This window comes from Kitasatospora sp. NPDC004240, from assembly GCF_053603215.1.
The window spans coordinates 1-15,504 of record NZ_JBSGFD010000189.1; the positions used below are offsets into that span (position 1 = coordinate 1).

A 15,504-nucleotide genomic window follows, 5' to 3' on the forward strand; every position below is an offset into this window, starting at 1 on the left:
CCGGGGTGGTGCGGCGGCCCGCTTCGCCGTGGAGGGGCGCGGAGGTACAGTCGCGGCTGGCAGCGGAGCGATCGGGCGAGTGCGAGGGCGTGCCGGATGAGGCGTTTCACCATCAGTGACATCGCGGCCCGGGCCGGGGTGTCGAAGGTGGCGGTCTCGTACGCGCTGAACGACCGGCCCGGCGTCTCCGACGAGACCCGGGCCACCATCAAGGCCATCGCCGCGGAACTGGGCTGGCAGCCGAGCCGGGCGGCCCGCTCGCTGACGTCCGCCCGCGCCGGCGCGATCGGGCTGGTGGTGTGCCGGCCCAGCGACACGCTCGGGCACGAGCCGTTCTTCATGGAGCTGATCAGCGGCATCGAATCGGTGCTGACCGGCCCCTCGGTCGGGCTGATGCTGCACGTGGCGGGCTCGCACCAGGAGGAGAGCGAGGTGCACCGGCGTTGGTGGGGCGAACGGCGCGTCGACGGCGTCCTGCTGCTCGACACCCTGGTGTCCGATCCCCGGGTGCCCGTTCTGGAGGAACTGGGAATGCCGGCGGTGATCCTCGGGCCGCCACAGGCGTCGGCCGTCCTGCCCACGGTCTGGTCGGACGACGCGGCCAGCGCCGAGGAGGCGGTGCGCTACCTGGCGGCGCTCGGTCACCGGCGGATCGGGCGGGTGGCGGGGCACGCCGCGTTCGCCCACACCGCGATCCGGGACGAGGCGACCGTCCGGGCCTGCTCCGAGGCGGGGCTGCCGGAACCGGCCGTGCTGCACACCGACTACACCGCGGACGAGGGCGCACGTGCCACGCGTCGGCTGCTGCTCTCACAACGGCGCCCGACCGCGATCGTCTACGACAACGACCTGATGGCGGTGGCCGGCCTCGCGGCGGCCCAGGAGCTGACCCTGAGCGTGCCGCGCGACCTGTCGATCGTCGCCTGGGACGACTCGGCGCTCACCCGGGTGGTCCGGCCCGCCCTCACCGCGCTCTCCCGCGACATCCGGGCCTACGGCGCCCGCGCGGCGCAGACCCTGCTGGACTCGGTCGCCGACGGGAGCGGCACCGGCAGCCTCATGGACGCCGCCCGGCTGGTGCCCCGCTCCAGCACCTGCCCCGCCCCCCTGGGCGAGGCACCCCACTGAGCGAAGCACCCCCCGCGCCGCGGCGCGGGGGGTGCCCCGTGGAGAGGTGCGCCGGCCCGGCGGCGTCCTCGACGACTACGGCTACACGCCGCCCGCCCCGCTCACGCCGGTTCCACGCAGTACAGCGCCGCACGCACGGCCTCGGCGGTGACCGGTCCGGCCCCGGTGACCCGGATCCCGGCCCGCTCGCCGGGGAGCAGGGTCAGCCGGCCGCTGTCGCTGACGGCGCCGGGCGCGAGCCGGTCCGCCTGGAGCAGCAGGTCACGGACGAAGGTGCGGGCGGTGACCACGATCTCGGCCTCCCCGTCCGCGCCGGCCACCGGCTCCACGGCCACGTCGAAGTCCGGCACCGGATAGTCGAAGGCCCGATCGGGCACCGGGAGGTGCACGGCGCGCAGGCCGTCGGCGTCCGCGACCAGGAACTCCTTGGCCGAGCCGTCCTCCGGCGCGAGCCCGTTCGACACGGGCAGCCGGAGCACGGACCGGGCCTCGACCTCGACCGGCACCTCGGTCTCGGCCGCCACCGTCCCGTCCGAGGCGCAGCGGCGCAGCAGGAGCGTGGCCGACCAGGGCCGCGCGGACTGGTTGACCAGGGCCACCACGGGGGTCCCGCCGTCCGTGCCGGGCAGCAGGACGAGCAGGCGGTCGGCGTAGAGGCGGCGCAGCTCGTGGTAGAGCGGCTTGAGCCGGCCGTCGCCGTCGATGGCGGCCCAGGAGGAGACCGGCCAGCAGTCGTTGAGCTGCCAGACGACGGTGCCGGCGCACTGCGGCCAGTGGGAGCGCCAGTGCTCGATGCCGGCGGCGATGGCACGGGCCTGGACCAGCTGGGTCAGGTAGTGCCAGCGGTCGAAGTCCTCGGGCAGGACGAAGTGGCGCTCGACGCCGCGGTCGAGCTTGCCGTTGCCGTCCTCGGCCTTCTGGTGGTGGAGCATGCCGGGCGAGTCGGGGGCGAGCCGCTCCCCGGGGAGGGCGCGGTGGAGGGTGGCGAGGGCGGGCGGCGCCTGCCAGCCGAACTCGGCGACGAAGCGGGGCACGTTCGCGCGGTACTCGGCGTAGTCCTGGCGGTTCCAGACCTCCCAGGAGTGGTGGGTGCCGTGGTCGGGGTCGTTGGGGTGGTGGTCCCAGGAGCCGGACCAGGGGCTGCCCGCGCTGTAGGGCCGGGTGGGGTCGAGTTCGGCGACGATGCGGGGCAGCAGGCCGAGGTAGTAGCCCTCACCCCAGGAGTCTCCGGCGAGCTCGGGCTCCCAGCCCCAGTCGCGGAAGCCCCAGAGGTTCTCGTTGTTGCCGTTCCACAGGACGAGCGAGGGGTGCGGCATCAGGCGGACGACGTTCTCGCGGGCCTCGGCCTCGATCTCCCCACGCAGCGGCTGCTCCTCGGGATAGGCGGCGCAGGCGAACAGGAAGTCCTGCCAGACCATCAGGCCGAGTTCGTCGCAGACGTCGTAGAAGGCCTCGTTCTCGTAGATCCCGCCGCCCCAGACGCGGATGAGGTCGATGTTGGCCTCGGCGGCGAGGGTGAGGCGCTCGCGGTAGCGCTCGGGCGTGACCCTGGTGATCAGGGTGTCGTCCGGGATCCAGTTGACGCCGCGCACGAACAGCCGCTCGCCGTTGACGACGAGCGTGAAGCCGGTGCCGTGCTCGTCGGGGGCGCGGTCCAGCTCGACGGTGCGGAAGCCGATCCGCCGGTGCCAGGTGTCGAGCGCGACGCCCTGCTCGGCGTCGGCCAGGGTGACGTCGAGGTCGTACAGCGGCTGCTCGCCGTATCCGCGGGGCCACCACAGGTCCGGGTCGGACACCTCGACGGTGAGGACGGCGTGGTCGCCCTCGACGGCGGCCGTGGCCTCGGCGCCGGCGACGGTGGCGCGCAGGGTCAGCGGGCGGCCGGCGCCCCGGGCGGTGCGCTCGACGGTGACGTGCAGTTCGACGCGACCGGTGCCGTCCTGGACGGTGGCCAGCGGGCGGACCTGGGCGAGGCGGGCGGTGGACCAGTGCTCCAGCCGGGCGGGCCGCCAGATGCCGGCGGTGGGCAGGGTCGGGCCCCAGTCCCAGCCGAAGCCGCTGGCCATCTTGCGGATGTACTGGAAGGGCTCCGGGTAGACGTTGGGGCGCTCGCCGACCAGGGCGCGGACCTCGGCGGCCTCCTGGTAGGCGCTGGTGAAGTGGACGGTCAGCTCGCCCGCGAGCCCGGTGACGTCGAAGCGGTACGAGCGGTGCATGTTGCGGGTCCGGCCGAGCTCGGTGGCGCCCAGGGTGATCCGGGCGGCGGTGTCCAGGCCGTCGAAGACCAGGTCGGTGCGCTCGTGCGGGCCGCCGTGCGCGGTGAGGTGCGTGCGGTACGTCCAGTCGCGGCGCCCGATCCAGGCGAGGTCGTTCTCGTTGGTGCCGAGGAACGGGTCCGGGACGAGCCCGGCCTCCAGCAGGTCGGTGTGGACGCAACCCGGCACCCGGGCGGGCAGCTTCTCCCCCTCGTGGTGCAGGGTCCAGCCCCGGTCGAGCTGGGTGACGTCCTTCATGGTGCGGCTCCAATCGCTGTGACCGAGCCCATCAAGTGTGGGCGCCAGTAACGTAACCCGCCCGGGAGAGTCTGTCCATAAAGCGGTTAGGTAGTGGAGTCTTAGACTCATGGACCGGCTTCACACTGCTTCTACCTGCAGATTCCCATCCACCACCATCGACAGACGTAACGATCTGGCATCACAGAGGAAACTTGTGATTTACCGGTTCACCTCCTTGCTGGCATAGTTCCCGCAACCCGCGCATCCGCCGGGCCCGACCCGGAAGGAGCAGACCCAATGCGCAGCAGGTCCCTCATCGGAGTGGTTGCCGTGGTGGTGGTGCTGGCCGCGACCGGATGCGGCGGAGCCGAGGACAAGGAGGTCGACCACGCGTACTCGCCGACCGACCCCGCCGTCGTGACCGGTGAGATCACCGTCCTGACCGACCGCACCGACCTGGTCCGCGACGGAGTGCTCGACGGCTATGCCGCGGAGTTCACCAGGGCGTACCCGAAGGCACGGGTCCGTTTCGAGGGCATCACCGACTACGAGGGCGAGGTCGGCCGCCGGCTGGGCACGGGCGAGTACGCCGACGTCCTGATGATCCCCGCCTCCGTGCCCAAGAACGACTTCCCGAAGTACTTCGCCTCCCTGGGCCGCGCCGCCGACCTCTCCTCCCGCTACCGGTTCACCGACCGCACCGAGGTCGCCGGGCAGGTCTACGGCCTCGCCGAATCCGGTTCGGCCACGGGCTTCGTCTACAACCGGACGGTCTGGGCGAAGGCCGGGGTCACCGACTGGCCCGCCAACCCCGCGCAGTTCCTCGCCGACCTCCAGCTGATCCGGTCCTCCGGCCGCTCCACGCCGTACTACACCAACTACCGCGACGCCTGGCCGCTCACCGGCTGGTCGAACAACATCGGCTCGGCGGGCTGCGACCCCCAGGCCTTCGCCAGGCTGAGCGTTCTCGACGCCCCGTGGGCGGCGGGCGGCGAACTGCGTGTCATCGACACCCTGCTGTACGACATCGTCAAGCGCGGTCTGGCCGAGAACGACCCGACCACCACGAACTGGGAACAGTCGAAGGTCCAGCTGGCCAAGGGCGAGATCGCCACCATGCAGCTCGGCTCGTGGGCCCTGACCCAGATCCGGGAGTCCGCCCGGAAGGCCGGCACCGACCCCGCGTCCATCGGCTTCCTGCCCTTCCCGGTGCAGAAGAACGGCGCGTTCTGCTCCGTCGTGGTCTCCGGGTACCAGCAGGCCGTCAGCGTGCACTCCTCCCACAAGGACGTCGCCCGGGCCTGGATCGACTGGTTCACCGAGAAGTCCGGCCACAGCGCCCGGGAGGGCGCGGTCTCCACGCTCACGGCGGCCCCACTGCCCGAGGTCCTCAAGCCGTTCGCGGACCGCGGCGTCAAGCTCGTCGAACGCTCCGAGGCCGACACCGCCCACGTCAACGCCACCGACACCCTCGCGGGCATCGGACTCGGCCGGCCGGACTACCGCAAAAAGCTGATCGACATCGCCCGCGGCGCCCAGCCGGGCAACACCGCCGACTTCTTCGCCGACCTCAACCGCCGCTGGAGCGCCGCCGCGCTCCGGGCCACCTCCTGACCCTCCGGTCCCCACAGTCCCCCGCCGACCCCCGTCACCGGAGCCACCATGGCCACGCCCCACGGCACGCTCAGCCACCGCTATCAGGGTGAACACCCCGTACGGACCCTGCTCTTCCTCCTCCGCCCCGACCGGGCCCGCACCGTCGGCGCCGTCCTGGTCTTCCTCGCCAAGCACTCCCCCGTCTGGCTGCTCCCCCTGATCACCGCGGACATCCTGGACGTCGTGGTCGCCCACCGCGACCTGTCCCGGCTCTGGTGGAACGCCGCCGCCCTGCTGCTCGTCCTCCTGCTCAACCTGCCGCTCCACCTGCTGTACGTGCAGTGGATGCACGGGTCCGTCCGGCGGATGGGCACCCGGCTGCGCAGCGCGCTCTGCCACCGGATGCAGCAGCTCTCCATCGGCTACCACGCCCGGATCAGCGCCGGCGCCCTGCAGAGCAAGGTCATCCGGGACGTCGACAGCATCGAGAACGCGGTCCAGCAGACCGCCGACTTCGGCCTGGCCGCCCTCGCCACCCTGCTGGGCGCCCTGGTCGTCATCGCGATCCGGACCCCGCTGTTCCTGCCGATCTTCCTCGTCCTCGTCCCGGCCGCCGCGCTCCTGGTGACCCGGCTGCGGTCGCGGCTGCGCAGCCACAACGAGTCCTTCCGCCGGGAGGTCGAGCAGCTCGCCGGCCGGGTGAGCGAGATGACGACACTCATCCCGGTGACCCGGGCCCACGGCCTGGAGGCCACCGCGCTGCGCCGGATGGACCGCACCCTGGACCGCGTGCTGCACGCGGGGCTGCGCCTCGACCTGCTCAACGGCCGCTTCGGCGCACTGTCGTGGATCCTGCTGAACGCCATCGGGGTCGGCTGCCTCACCGGCGCCGCCCTCGCCGCCTACCACGGCGTCCTGGGCGTCAGCGCCGGCACCGTGGTGATGCTCAGCGCCTACTTCTCCGTCCTCACCGGGTCGGTGACCGGGCTGCTGGCCCTCGCCCCGCACCTCGGGCGGGGCCTGGCCGCGATCCGCTCGGTCGGCGAGGTGCTCCAGGCCCCCGATCTGGAGGAGAACGCCGGCAAGGCGGAGGTCGCCGCGGTGCGCGGACGGATCGAGTTCCGCGGGGTCACGCACCGCTACCCCGGCGCGGACCGCCCCTCGGTGGACCGGCTCGACCTGACCGTCGCGGCGGGGGAGACGATCGCGCTGGTCGGCGGCTCGGGCGCGGGCAAGTCCACGGTGCTGAACCTGGTGATCGGTTTCCTGCGGCCGACCGAGGGCCGCATCCTCCTCGACGGCACGGACATGGAGACCCTCGACCTGCGCAGCTACCGCCGGTTCCTGTCGGTCGTGCCGCAGGAACCCGTCCTCTTCGACGGCACCGTCCGGGAGAACGTCCGCTACGGGCTGCCCGACGTGCCGGAGGAGGTGCTGCGGACGGCGCTGCGGGACGCCAACGCGCTGGAGTTCGTCGAACGGCTGCCGCAGGGGCTCGACACCCTCCTCGGCGAGCACGGCGTACGGCTCTCCGGGGGCCAGAAGCAGCGCCTGGCCATCGCGCGGGCGTTGGTCCGCGACCCCCGGGTCCTGGTCCTGGACGAGGCCACCTCGGCGCTGGACCCGCGGTCGGAGGCGCTGGTGCAGCAGGCGATGGCCCGGTTGGTGAGCGGGCGCACGGTGTTCGTCGTGGCGCACCGGCTGTCCACGGTCCGGGGCGCGAACCGGATCGCCCTCCTGCGGGACGGCCGTCTCGCCGAGATCGGCAGCCACGAGGAGCTGATGGAGAGCGGCGGCGACTACCGCGAACTGCACACCGCCGCCCGCGCATAGAGCACGCCGGGCCGGCCGGAACACCGGCCGGCCCGGCGGACCGCCGGTGGGGCGGCACTCGGCGGAGTGCCGCCCCACCGTTCTCCCTCGGGCCTGTCCGGCCCTGCGGGGAATCCGCTCAGATCGCCGGCACCTGCACCCAGAACCGGGTGTCGTTGCCGAGGTTGGCGGAGTTCGCGTCGAGCTGGGCCTTGATCCAGTAGATCGCGGCCCGGTAGTTGGCGATGTCGGCGGTGCGGGGGTTGCTCAGCCCCGACGCCCCGTTCCGGTGCCCGGCGAACCACGTGTCCAGACCGTAGTGGCCCTGGCTCTGGTGCAGGCAGGAGATGTCCCGGCCGAGGTCGCCGTTGAGCACCGCGCCGTTGTTGTACTGGCTCTGCGTCTGCCCCGAGAAGCCGCCGCACGCCGAGCGCAGCATCAGCCAGTTCTGCTTGAAGATGCCGAAGTTGGCCGCGTCACCGGACTTGTTGTCGCCGTAGGGGTAGTCGGTGCTCATGCGGTCGCTCTCCAGCATGGCGACCGCGAGGTCGAGGGAGTTGGCGCCGGCGGCGCGGACCTGCGCCTTGCGGGCGCCCAGCCCGCCGATGTCGTACGACCCGCAGGTCATGCCCGCGGGGCAGGTCAGCCTGGTGCCGGGGTCCCGTACCTTGCAGGAGGCGTTGTTCTCCCAGCCCCAGCCGTCACCGTCCGGGTCACTGGCACTGCTCGCACAGTACGGGTGGTCACCGCCGCCGGGAGTCTGCCGTACCTTGCAGGAGGCGTTGTTCTCCCAGCCCCAGCCGTCACCGTCCGGGTCACTGGCACTGCTCGCACAGTACGGGTAGTCACCACCGCCGCCGGGAGTCTGCCGCACGAAGCAGGAGGCGTTGTTCTCCCAGCCCCAGCCGTCACCGTCCGGGTCACTGGCACTGCTCGCACAGTACGGGTAGCCGTTCGGCGCGGTCTCCGCGCTCGCGGCCGGGGCGATCGCGAGCAACGTGGCGACCAGGCCGAGCAGCGCGGCGAGGCGTGCCAAGGTGTCTCTCATCCGAGTGTCCTCTCTCGTCCAGGAGGAACCGGTCCACCGATCGTCGATCCCACCGGTGGCCGGATCGGGGCGGCCGTCGGCCGCCGGGTGGTCGGCCCCGGACCGCGACGCGGGGTGGCGCAGCCGCGGTCCGGGGCGTTCAGGGGGTCAGTACGTACCGCAGGCCGTACCGTTCAGGGTGAAGGCGGTGGGGGTTCCGTTGGTCCCGGGGACGGAGGTGCCGCTGAAGCCGAAGTTGACGGTGGCTCCCGGCGCGATCGCAGTGTTGTAGCCGGCCGGATTGGCCGCCGTTACCTGCTTCCCGCTCTGGGTCGGGACGGCGTTCCACATCTGGGTGATGCTCTGGGCACCCGGGAAGGCGAAGGCCAGCCGCCAGCCCTCGATCGGCGTGCTCCCCGTGTTCTTCACGGTCACGTCCCCGTTGAAGCTGCTGCCCCAGTCGGAGAGCACGTAGCGCACCGCGCAGCCGCCGGCCGCCGTCGGCGAGACCGTGACCGTGGGCGACACCGTCACCGTGGGCGAGACCGTGACGGTGGGCGTGACCGTCGGGACGACGCGGCCGCTCTTGGCCGCCATCCGCGAGGCGTGTGCGGCGAACACCTGGAGTTCGGGCGCCCCGGCCGAGACGCCGAACTTCCCGTCCACGTTGTGGTCCTGATACCACCAGAACGCGCTGCCGTCGCCGCCCGCCGCCTCGAAGTCGGCGTAGATCTCACGCCACCAGAGGCTGCGGTCGACGTTGTGGACGTTGAACTCGCCCATGAAGAAGGGCTTTCCGACGATCTCGTGGGAGTCCCGGATCCAGGCGCGGATCAGCGCCTTGGTCTGGTCGATCGTCAGATTCGCCCACGGCTCGGTCGGGTACGGGTGGGCGGAGGTGTAGTCGATCCAGGGCGACTGCTGGACACGGACGAATGGGTTGCCCTCGTCACCGCCGAAGCCGTACGCGGTGCCGTGGCCCTCGATGCCCACACCCAGCAGGTGGTTGGGGTCGATGCCCTTGACGAAGGCGCCCATCTCGTCGACCCAGGCGCGCAGGGTGGTGCCGTCGACGTTCTCGGCCGCACTCTGGCCCTCGTAGCGGGGCTCGTTCATCAGGTCCCAGGCGAAGATGGCCGGCTCGTCCTTGTACGCCACGCCGCTGTAGTGGTTCACGCGGTTGAGCGCGTGGGCGACGTAGTTCTTGTAGGAGGCGAAGCAGCCGGGGCAGCGGTTGCGGTCGAAGAAGGCGGCACGGGCCGGCTGGCCTCCGGAGAGGCCCTCCCAGCGCAGGCGGGTGTCGATGCCGCCGTACGCCTCCCAGTAGTTCTCGAAGACCGGGATCAGCTTCAGTCCGTGGGCCTTCGCCGACTCGATGATGTAGTCGAACAGCGCGAACTGCTTCTCGTCGTAGACGCCTTCGGCCTTCTCGAAGCCGTGCCAGTCCTCGTGGCCGAACATCCAGAGCCGGACGACGTCCACCTTGTCGGCGTGCAGCGCGGCGAGGTGCGCGTCGATGCGGGCCTTGTCCATGAACTGCGACTCGGTGTCGCCGGAGCCCGATCCGAACGCGAACAGGTCGTAGGCGTTCGTCCCGGCGAAGTAGTACTCCTTGCCGTCCACACAGAAGTGGACGCCGCAGCGTGTGGCGAACGGACCGGCGCCACCGGCCGCGGCGGCGGTGGGCCGTAACCCGACCAGGCTCGCCAGGGCGAGCACGGCGGCGAGCAGGAGTGCCGGCGGCCCGAGGCGTCGCGCGGCGGGGTGGGGGTGATGGTGCACGTGCGTCCCTTTCGTCCCAGGGTGGGTGGGGTGGGTGGCGCGTGAACCCGGTGCCGCTCGCACCACCGGGGCGGACCGCCGCCCGGCGCGTGGGCGCGGCGGGCGGGGTGGCGCGGTGAGCGGGGCCGTGAGGGCGGTGGTGCGGCGGACCGGCGGTGGCGCGGACCGGCGGGGTTGGGGCGTCGGTCCGCACCACCTGGTGACGGCGGTCTCCGGGCGAGTGGGCCGCCTCGGATTAACCGGTTAACGACTCGAAGGTAGAGGCGCCGGACAACGATGTCAACCGCCCTGCCGGTGACAACCCGGCAGGGACAGGGGCCGCCTGCGATCGCGGCCGGTGACGTAGTAGCGTGAGACGACAGCACTCATGCCTTACCGGTTCAGAAAGGCCCGCGCCCGGATGCAGGTACCAGAGCAGCAGGCCCGCCCCGCCCGGCGCCCGACCATCACCGACGTCGCCCGGATCGTCGGCGTGTCCAAGGTGTCGGTCTCCAACGCGCTCAACGGACGGCCCGGCGTCTCGGAGGACACCCGCGCCCGCATCCTCGCCGCCGCCGAGGAGCTCGGGTTCGTCCGCAACAGCGCGGCACGCGCCCTCAGCGGGGCACGCAGCGCCGCCGTGGGGCTCGCCCTGTGCCGCCCGGCCCGGATGCTGGGCACCGAGCCGTTCTTCATGGAGCTGGTCGGCGGCATCGAGAACGTCCTGTCGGAGTCCTCGTACTCGCTGGCGCTCCAGGTGGTGGCGGACCACGGGCGCGGCCTGGAGGCGTACCACCGCTGGTGGGGCGAGCGCCAGATCGACGGGGCCATCCTGGTCGACCTCCGCGAGGACGACCCCCGGGTACCGGCCCTGGAGGAGATGGGGCTGCCGACCGTGGTGATCGGACACCCCTCGGGCTCTGGCCGCCTCACCCCGGTCTGGTCCGACGACGCCGCCGCCGTCCGGGAGACGCTCTCCTACCTCGCGGCCCTCGGCCACCGGCACGTCGCCCGGGTGGCGGGCCTGCCCGGACTGGTCCACACCTCGATCCGCGACCGGGCCTTCGAGGCCGTCTGCCGGGAGCTCGGACTCGAACCGCTCCCCCCGGTGCACACCGACTACACCGGTGAGGAGGGCGCCCGGGCCACCCGCCGGCTGCTGCTGTCGCCGCGGCGCCCGACGGCCGTCCTGTACGACAACGACATCACCGCCGTCGCCGGGCTGTCGGTGGCCCAGGAGATGGGTCTGCGGGTGCCCGAGGACCTGTCCGTCGTGGCCTGGGACGACTCGCCGCTGGTGCAGGTGGTCCGGCCCGCGCTGACCGCCCTGACCCGCGACATCCACGCCTACGGCGCCAACGCGGCCAGGACCCTGCTGTCCCTGGTCTCCGGACAGCGGACCGAGGGCTACGAGGACCTGGCCCCGCGCCTGACCCCCCGGGGCAGCACCGCTCCCCCGCCGCGCTGACCGCAGCCGGGCCGGGATCAGCCGGCGGGCGGCGGTCCGGTGGTACCGCGGGGCACCAGCACCGGCGTGGCGGCGATGCGCGCGTCCGCGTGCCCCTCGTCCAGCAGTTGCAGCAGGCAGCGGGCGACCTCGGAACCGAACACGAAGGGGTCGTGGCTCAGCGCCGAGAGCGCGGGTCTGGTGATCCGGCACAGGTCGGAGTCGTCCCAGGCGACGACCGACAGGTCCCCGGGCACCCGCAGGCCCATCTCGGCGGCCACCGCCAGGCCCGCGACGGCCATGATGTCATTGTCGTAGAGGATCGCGGTGGGCCGGTCGGCGGCGGCGAGCAGGCTGCGGGTGGCCCGCGCGCCGTCGTGCGCGGACAGGTCCGTCGGGACGTCCCCGGCGCCCGACGCCGCGGACGCGGCGACCGCCGCGGCGAAGGCCCGCGAGCGGACGACGCTCTGTCCGAGGCTCGCCGGACCACCGACCCGGGCGATCCGCCGGTGGCCCAGCATCGCGAGGTAGCGCGCCGCCTCGCCGATGGCCGCGGCATCGTCGTTCCACACCGCCGGGAACGGGCCGCTCAGCGACGGATGGGCGACGGCGACCGCCGGCATGCCGAGGTGGTGCACGGCCTCGATGCGCGGGTCGTCGGCGAGCACACCGGTCAGCACCGTGCCGTTGACGCTCCCGGACTGCCACCACTGCCGGTAGAGCGCGATCTCGGCGTCGAGGTCGGCGGCGATGTGCAGCAGCAACGCGCAGGAGCGCTCGGTGAGCACGCTCTCCATGCCGCCGATGAGCGCCATGTAGACGGGGTCGAGCCGTACCGACATGGTGTCCCGGGTGACCGCCAGACCGATGGTGTGCACCCCGCCGCCGGCCAGCGACCGTGCGGTGCGGCTGGGCGTCCAGCCCAGCTCGCGGGCGGCCTCGGTGATCCGCCGGCGGGTTTCCTCCGACACCCCGGGGCGGTCGTTCAGGGCCAGCGAGACGGCGCCCGCCGACACCCCGGCGCGAGCGGCAACGTCGCGGATCGTCACCCGGTGTGCCATGGCGGCTCCTCCTCGTCGGCATCCCGTCCGGTCGGTACCGGGGATCTGCGGCGGCCCGGTACGGCCACCATCCTCCCAGGTCCCGCGGGTGCCCCGGTACGGCTCAGGAGCCGGGCGCGGTCTCCCCGGAGCCGCGGACGATCAGACGGGTGGGGATCTCGACCCGGCGGGCCGGGCCGGCGGCGCGGCCCAGCCGGCCGAAGAGCAGCCGGGCGGCCTCGCCGCCGAGGGCGGCCGGGTCCTGGGCGACGACCGTGAGGCCCGGGACCAGCAGGTCCGCGAGTTCGAGGTCGTCGAAGCCGACCAGGGCCGGCCTGCCCGGGCCTGCGGGCAGCAGGTGCAGGACGGCGAGGGTGACCCGGTTGTTGCCGGTGAACAGCGCGGTGACCGGCTCGGGACCGGCGAGCAGCCGCCGTACCGCACGGGCCACGGTGTCCCGGTCGGTCGGGCCGGTGGCGATCCAGTTCTCGTCGACGGGCAGTCCCGCCCCGGCCATGGCGGTGCGGTAGCCGCGCAGACGCTCGGCACAGGTGTGGATGTGCGGCTGGTCGCCGATGAAGCCGATCCTGCGGTGGCCGTGCCGGATGAGGTGGCGGACGCCCTCGGCGGCGCCGCCGGCGTTGTCGCTCAGCACCACGTCGGCCTCGATCCCGCCGGCCGGCCGGTCGAGGAAGACGACCGGGGTGCCGGAGGCGATCTCGGGCAGCAGGTAGTGATGGTCGTCCCCGGCGGGCACGACCAGCAGACCGTCCACCCGGCGGGCGCAGAAGGCCAGTGCCAGCTCCCGCTCGCGGGCGGGGTCCTCGGCGCTGGAACCCGCGAGGAGCAGACACTCCCGCCCGGCGACGACCTCCTCCACCGCCCTGGAGAGGGCGGAGGAGAAGGGGTCGCCGATGTCCTCCAGCAGCAGGGCGACGGTCGCGGTGCGGCCGGTCCGCAGCAGGCGGGCGCTGTCGTTGCGGCGGAATCCCAGGGCGGCGATGGCCTCCCGGACCCGCTCGGCGGTCTCCGGGGTCACCCCGCTCTCGCCGTTCACCACGCGGGACACGGTCTTGAGGCCGACGCCGGCGACGCGCGCCACGTCCCGCATGGTGGGTCGGGTGCCGTGCGGGATGGTCTTTCCGCTCCCGGAGCCGTTTCCGGGGGCGACTCCGTGTCCGGTGGTCATGGAAGGGGAGCCTAGGGGAAGGAGGCCTCGTGGGCGATCGGTCCGGGCCGGCGGGTCAGTCCGCTGCCTCGGCCATGGCCTTGGCGTGGGCGCTGAAGAGCCGGGCGGCGGCACGCGTGGGGTTGGCGTCGTCGTCGTTCCACATGACGCGGTGGCCGTCGTAGTCGGGGTAGAAGGAGCCGTCGTCGACGCGGGAGGTCAGCAGCCAGAACTGGTCACCGGCCCCGCCCCCGGTGAGGACGGCCTCCGTCCAGGCGGCGTAGGCGCGATCGCGCGCCGCACCGTCGGGGATGTCCCGCCCGGCGTCGATCTGGAGTCCGAACTCCTCGACGACGACGGGCTTGCCGAGGGCGCGGCCGTCGTCGAGGTGGTCGCGGATCCAGCGGGTACCCCAGTCGGTGGCGTTGACACCGGGCTTGGAGGCGCTGGTCTCACCCCAGTTCTGCGGGTACACGTGGACCGTGCCGTAGTCGACCGCGGGCAGGGCGAGGAGTTGCTTCCAGGGCACGCCCTCGTAGTCGGAGTACGGGTAGTCGCCGTGCCCGGCCTGTCCGTAGAAGCCCTCGTCGCCCACGGCGAGCAGTTGGTGCGGGGCGAGCGCCTTGACGTACGCGCTCATCTCGCGGGCCCAGCCGAGCAGGGTGGCGCCGCTCTTGTCGCTGCGGCAGCGTGGCTCGTTGGCGAGTTCCCAGGCCATGATCGTCGGGTCGTCGCGGTAGCGCAGCCCGGTGTAGGGATTGCGCCGCTGGGTGACGAAGCGCGCGTACGCCTTGTAGCAGGCCTTGACCGACTCGTCGGTGTAGAAGCGGTCGTGGTGGACGCCGTCGCCGTACGAGTCGTCGGGCAGCCCGAGGAACCAGCGGACGTACTGCTGCATGCCGCCGTAGTCGGGCCAGTTGTTGACCAGCGGCAGGACGAGGCGCAGTCCGAGCTGTCCGGCCTTGTGGATCGCGTAGTCGAGCGAGTCGAAGGCGGCCTCGTCGTAGCGGTGGGGCTCGGGCTGCAGCGGACGGGAGTTGCGGTCGGTGCCGTCGGCGAAGGCCCAGGCCCGGACGACGCGCAGGCCCATCACGGCGGCGTCGTTCAGAACACTGTCGATCATGTAGTGGGACCGCTGGTGGAGGTAGTAGCAGTTGGTGCCGCCGAAGCGGAACCGGGCTCCCTCCAGGCGCAGTTCACCGCGCCGGGTGGTGACGAAGCCACGGGTGGGCCGTCGGCCGCGGTCGTGGCCCGCGGCACCGGCGGCGGCGCTGCCCGGGTCGGAGGGGGCGGCCGAGGCGGGGACGGCGCCGAGCGCCAGGATTCCGGTGCCGACGGCGGTGGCGCCGAGCAGGCCGCGGCGGGTGAGCCGGGGTTCGGGGGTGGACGGGCCGGTGATGTAGGCGTTCACGGGGGCCTCCGGTGGGTGGTCGGGTGCCGGCTTCAGCGGTCGGGGCCGGGCAGGGGGACGCGGGCGCGGAACAGCACCGCCGTTCCGTGGAGGGTGGCGCTGACGCCGGTGGCGGGGACGAAGGCGCTGTCGCCCCGCCGCAGGGTCAGTGCGGTTCCCGGGTACTGGAGCAGTTCGGCGGATCCCTCGGTGCAGAGCAGGATCTGCGGGCTGTCGGCGGAGAGGGTGGTCATGCCGTCGAGGTCGAGCCGCGAGAGCGCGAACTCGCTGGCGGGGGCCGGGTAGTGGGTCTCCCCGTGACTGTCGGCGGCGGGGGTGAGGACGGCGGGGGCGCAGGAGCGGAAGTCGACCACCTCGGTGAGCGCCGGGACGTCGACGTGCTTGGGCGTCAGCCCGCAGCGCAGGACGTTGTCGGAGTTGGCCATGATCTCCACGCCGGTGCCTCGGAGGTAGGCGTGCGGGACCCGGGCGTCGAGGTGGAGCGCCTGGCCGGGGCGCAGCCGGACGTGGTTGAGCAGCAGGGCGGCCACCAGTCCGGGGTCGTCCGGGTAGTCGCGGGCGGCCGCGGCGTACGCGGCGTAGGTCGGTGCGTGGGCGGCGTGGCCGGCGCCGGCCCGCC

General features: G+C 72.9%; 10 protein-coding genes and 1 pseudogene. 4 read left to right on the forward strand and 7 right to left on the reverse strand.

Annotation, left to right across the window (positions count from 1 at the left end):
* Nucleotides 1-96 precede the first annotated feature (96 nt).
* Entirely contained in the window at nt 97-1,128 is a 1,032-nt protein-coding gene (locus ACWEQL_RS34195; protein ID WP_452154277.1) for a LacI family DNA-binding transcriptional regulator, read from the forward strand.
* Nucleotides 1,129-1,229: 101 nt separating this feature from the next.
* Here ACWEQL_RS34195 and ACWEQL_RS34200 read toward each other — a convergent pair whose 3' ends face one another.
* Complete coding sequence (locus tag ACWEQL_RS34200) at nt 1,230-3,641, reverse strand: glycoside hydrolase family 2 protein (RefSeq protein WP_452154278.1); 2,412 nt, start codon at nt 3,639-3,641, stop codon at nt 1,230-1,232.
* A 279-nt stretch (nt 3,642-3,920) separates the two neighbouring features.
* On the opposite strand from ACWEQL_RS34200, the gene ACWEQL_RS34205 reads away from it, so the two are divergent.
* Nucleotides 3,921-5,237: an ABC transporter substrate-binding protein gene (locus ACWEQL_RS34205; protein WP_452154279.1), complete on the forward strand. Its 1,317-nt coding sequence runs from the start codon at nt 3,921-3,923 to the stop codon at nt 5,235-5,237.
* A gap of 48 nt (nt 5,238-5,285) precedes the next feature.
* Nucleotides 5,286-7,052, forward strand: coding sequence for an ABC transporter ATP-binding protein (locus ACWEQL_RS34210; protein ID WP_452154280.1), 1,767 nt, complete (start codon nt 5,286-5,288; stop codon nt 7,050-7,052).
* Between the two features lie 118 nt (nt 7,053-7,170).
* Here the strand turns inward: ACWEQL_RS34210 and ACWEQL_RS34215 are convergent, their stop codons facing one another.
* Together ACWEQL_RS34215 and ACWEQL_RS34220 are read right to left on the reverse strand one after the other, a co-directional pair.
* Nucleotides 7,171-8,079 (reverse strand): carbohydrate-binding domain-containing protein, encoded by a 909-nt coding sequence (locus ACWEQL_RS34215; protein WP_452154281.1) that lies wholly within the window; start codon nt 8,077-8,079, stop codon nt 7,171-7,173.
* A gap of 147 nt (nt 8,080-8,226) precedes the next feature.
* Entirely contained in the window at nt 8,227-9,840 is a 1,614-nt protein-coding gene (locus ACWEQL_RS34220) for a cellulose binding domain-containing protein (protein WP_452154282.1), read from the reverse strand.
* Between the two features lie 400 nt (nt 9,841-10,240).
* Here ACWEQL_RS34220 and ACWEQL_RS34225 point away from each other — a divergent pair, with 400 nt between their 5' ends.
* On the forward strand, nt 10,241-11,287 hold the full coding sequence (locus ACWEQL_RS34225) for a LacI family DNA-binding transcriptional regulator (protein ID WP_452154283.1): 1,047 nt from the start codon (nt 10,241-10,243) through the stop codon (nt 11,285-11,287).
* A gap of 17 nt (nt 11,288-11,304) precedes the next feature.
* Here ACWEQL_RS34225 and ACWEQL_RS34230 read toward each other — a convergent pair whose 3' ends face one another.
* The 4 genes and pseudogenes from ACWEQL_RS34230 to ACWEQL_RS34245 form a co-directional block, all read right to left on the reverse strand.
* Nucleotides 11,305-12,327: a LacI family DNA-binding transcriptional regulator gene (locus ACWEQL_RS34230; RefSeq protein ID WP_452154284.1), complete on the reverse strand. Its 1,023-nt coding sequence runs from the start codon at nt 12,325-12,327 to the stop codon at nt 11,305-11,307.
* Nucleotides 12,328-12,430: 103 nt separating this feature from the next.
* Nucleotides 12,431-13,495, reverse strand: coding sequence for a LacI family DNA-binding transcriptional regulator (locus ACWEQL_RS34235; protein WP_452154285.1), 1,065 nt, complete (start codon nt 13,493-13,495; stop codon nt 12,431-12,433).
* Between the two features lie 55 nt (nt 13,496-13,550).
* Nucleotides 13,551-14,885: a glycoside hydrolase 5 family protein gene (locus tag ACWEQL_RS34240; protein ID WP_452154286.1), complete on the reverse strand. Its 1,335-nt coding sequence runs from the start codon at nt 14,883-14,885 to the stop codon at nt 13,551-13,553.
* Nucleotides 14,886-14,917: 32 nt separating this feature from the next.
* Nucleotides 14,918-15,504, reverse strand: a pseudogene (locus ACWEQL_RS34245) (mannose-6-phosphate isomerase, class I); the annotation flags it as partial.

Coding starts and splice junctions, on each gene's coding strand:
- ACWEQL_RS34230 (WP_452154284.1), bottom strand. CDS start 12,327: ATGGCACACCGGGTGACGATCCGCGACGTTGCCGCTCGCGCCGGGGTG.
- ACWEQL_RS34200 (WP_452154278.1), bottom strand. CDS start 3,641: ATGAAGGACGTCACCCAGCTCGACCGGGGCTGGACCCTGCACCACGAG.
- ACWEQL_RS34205 (WP_452154279.1), top strand. CDS start 3,921: ATGCGCAGCAGGTCCCTCATCGGAGTGGTTGCCGTGGTGGTGGTGCTG.
- ACWEQL_RS34235 (WP_452154285.1), bottom strand. CDS start 13,495: ATGACCACCGGACACGGAGTCGCCCCCGGAAACGGCTCCGGGAGCGGA.
- ACWEQL_RS34210 (WP_452154280.1), top strand. CDS start 5,286: ATGGCCACGCCCCACGGCACGCTCAGCCACCGCTATCAGGGTGAACAC.
- ACWEQL_RS34215 (WP_452154281.1), bottom strand. CDS start 8,079: ATGAGAGACACCTTGGCACGCCTCGCCGCGCTGCTCGGCCTGGTCGCC.
- ACWEQL_RS34225 (WP_452154283.1), top strand. CDS start 10,241: ATGCAGGTACCAGAGCAGCAGGCCCGCCCCGCCCGGCGCCCGACCATC.
- ACWEQL_RS34195 (WP_452154277.1), top strand. CDS start 97: ATGAGGCGTTTCACCATCAGTGACATCGCGGCCCGGGCCGGGGTGTCG.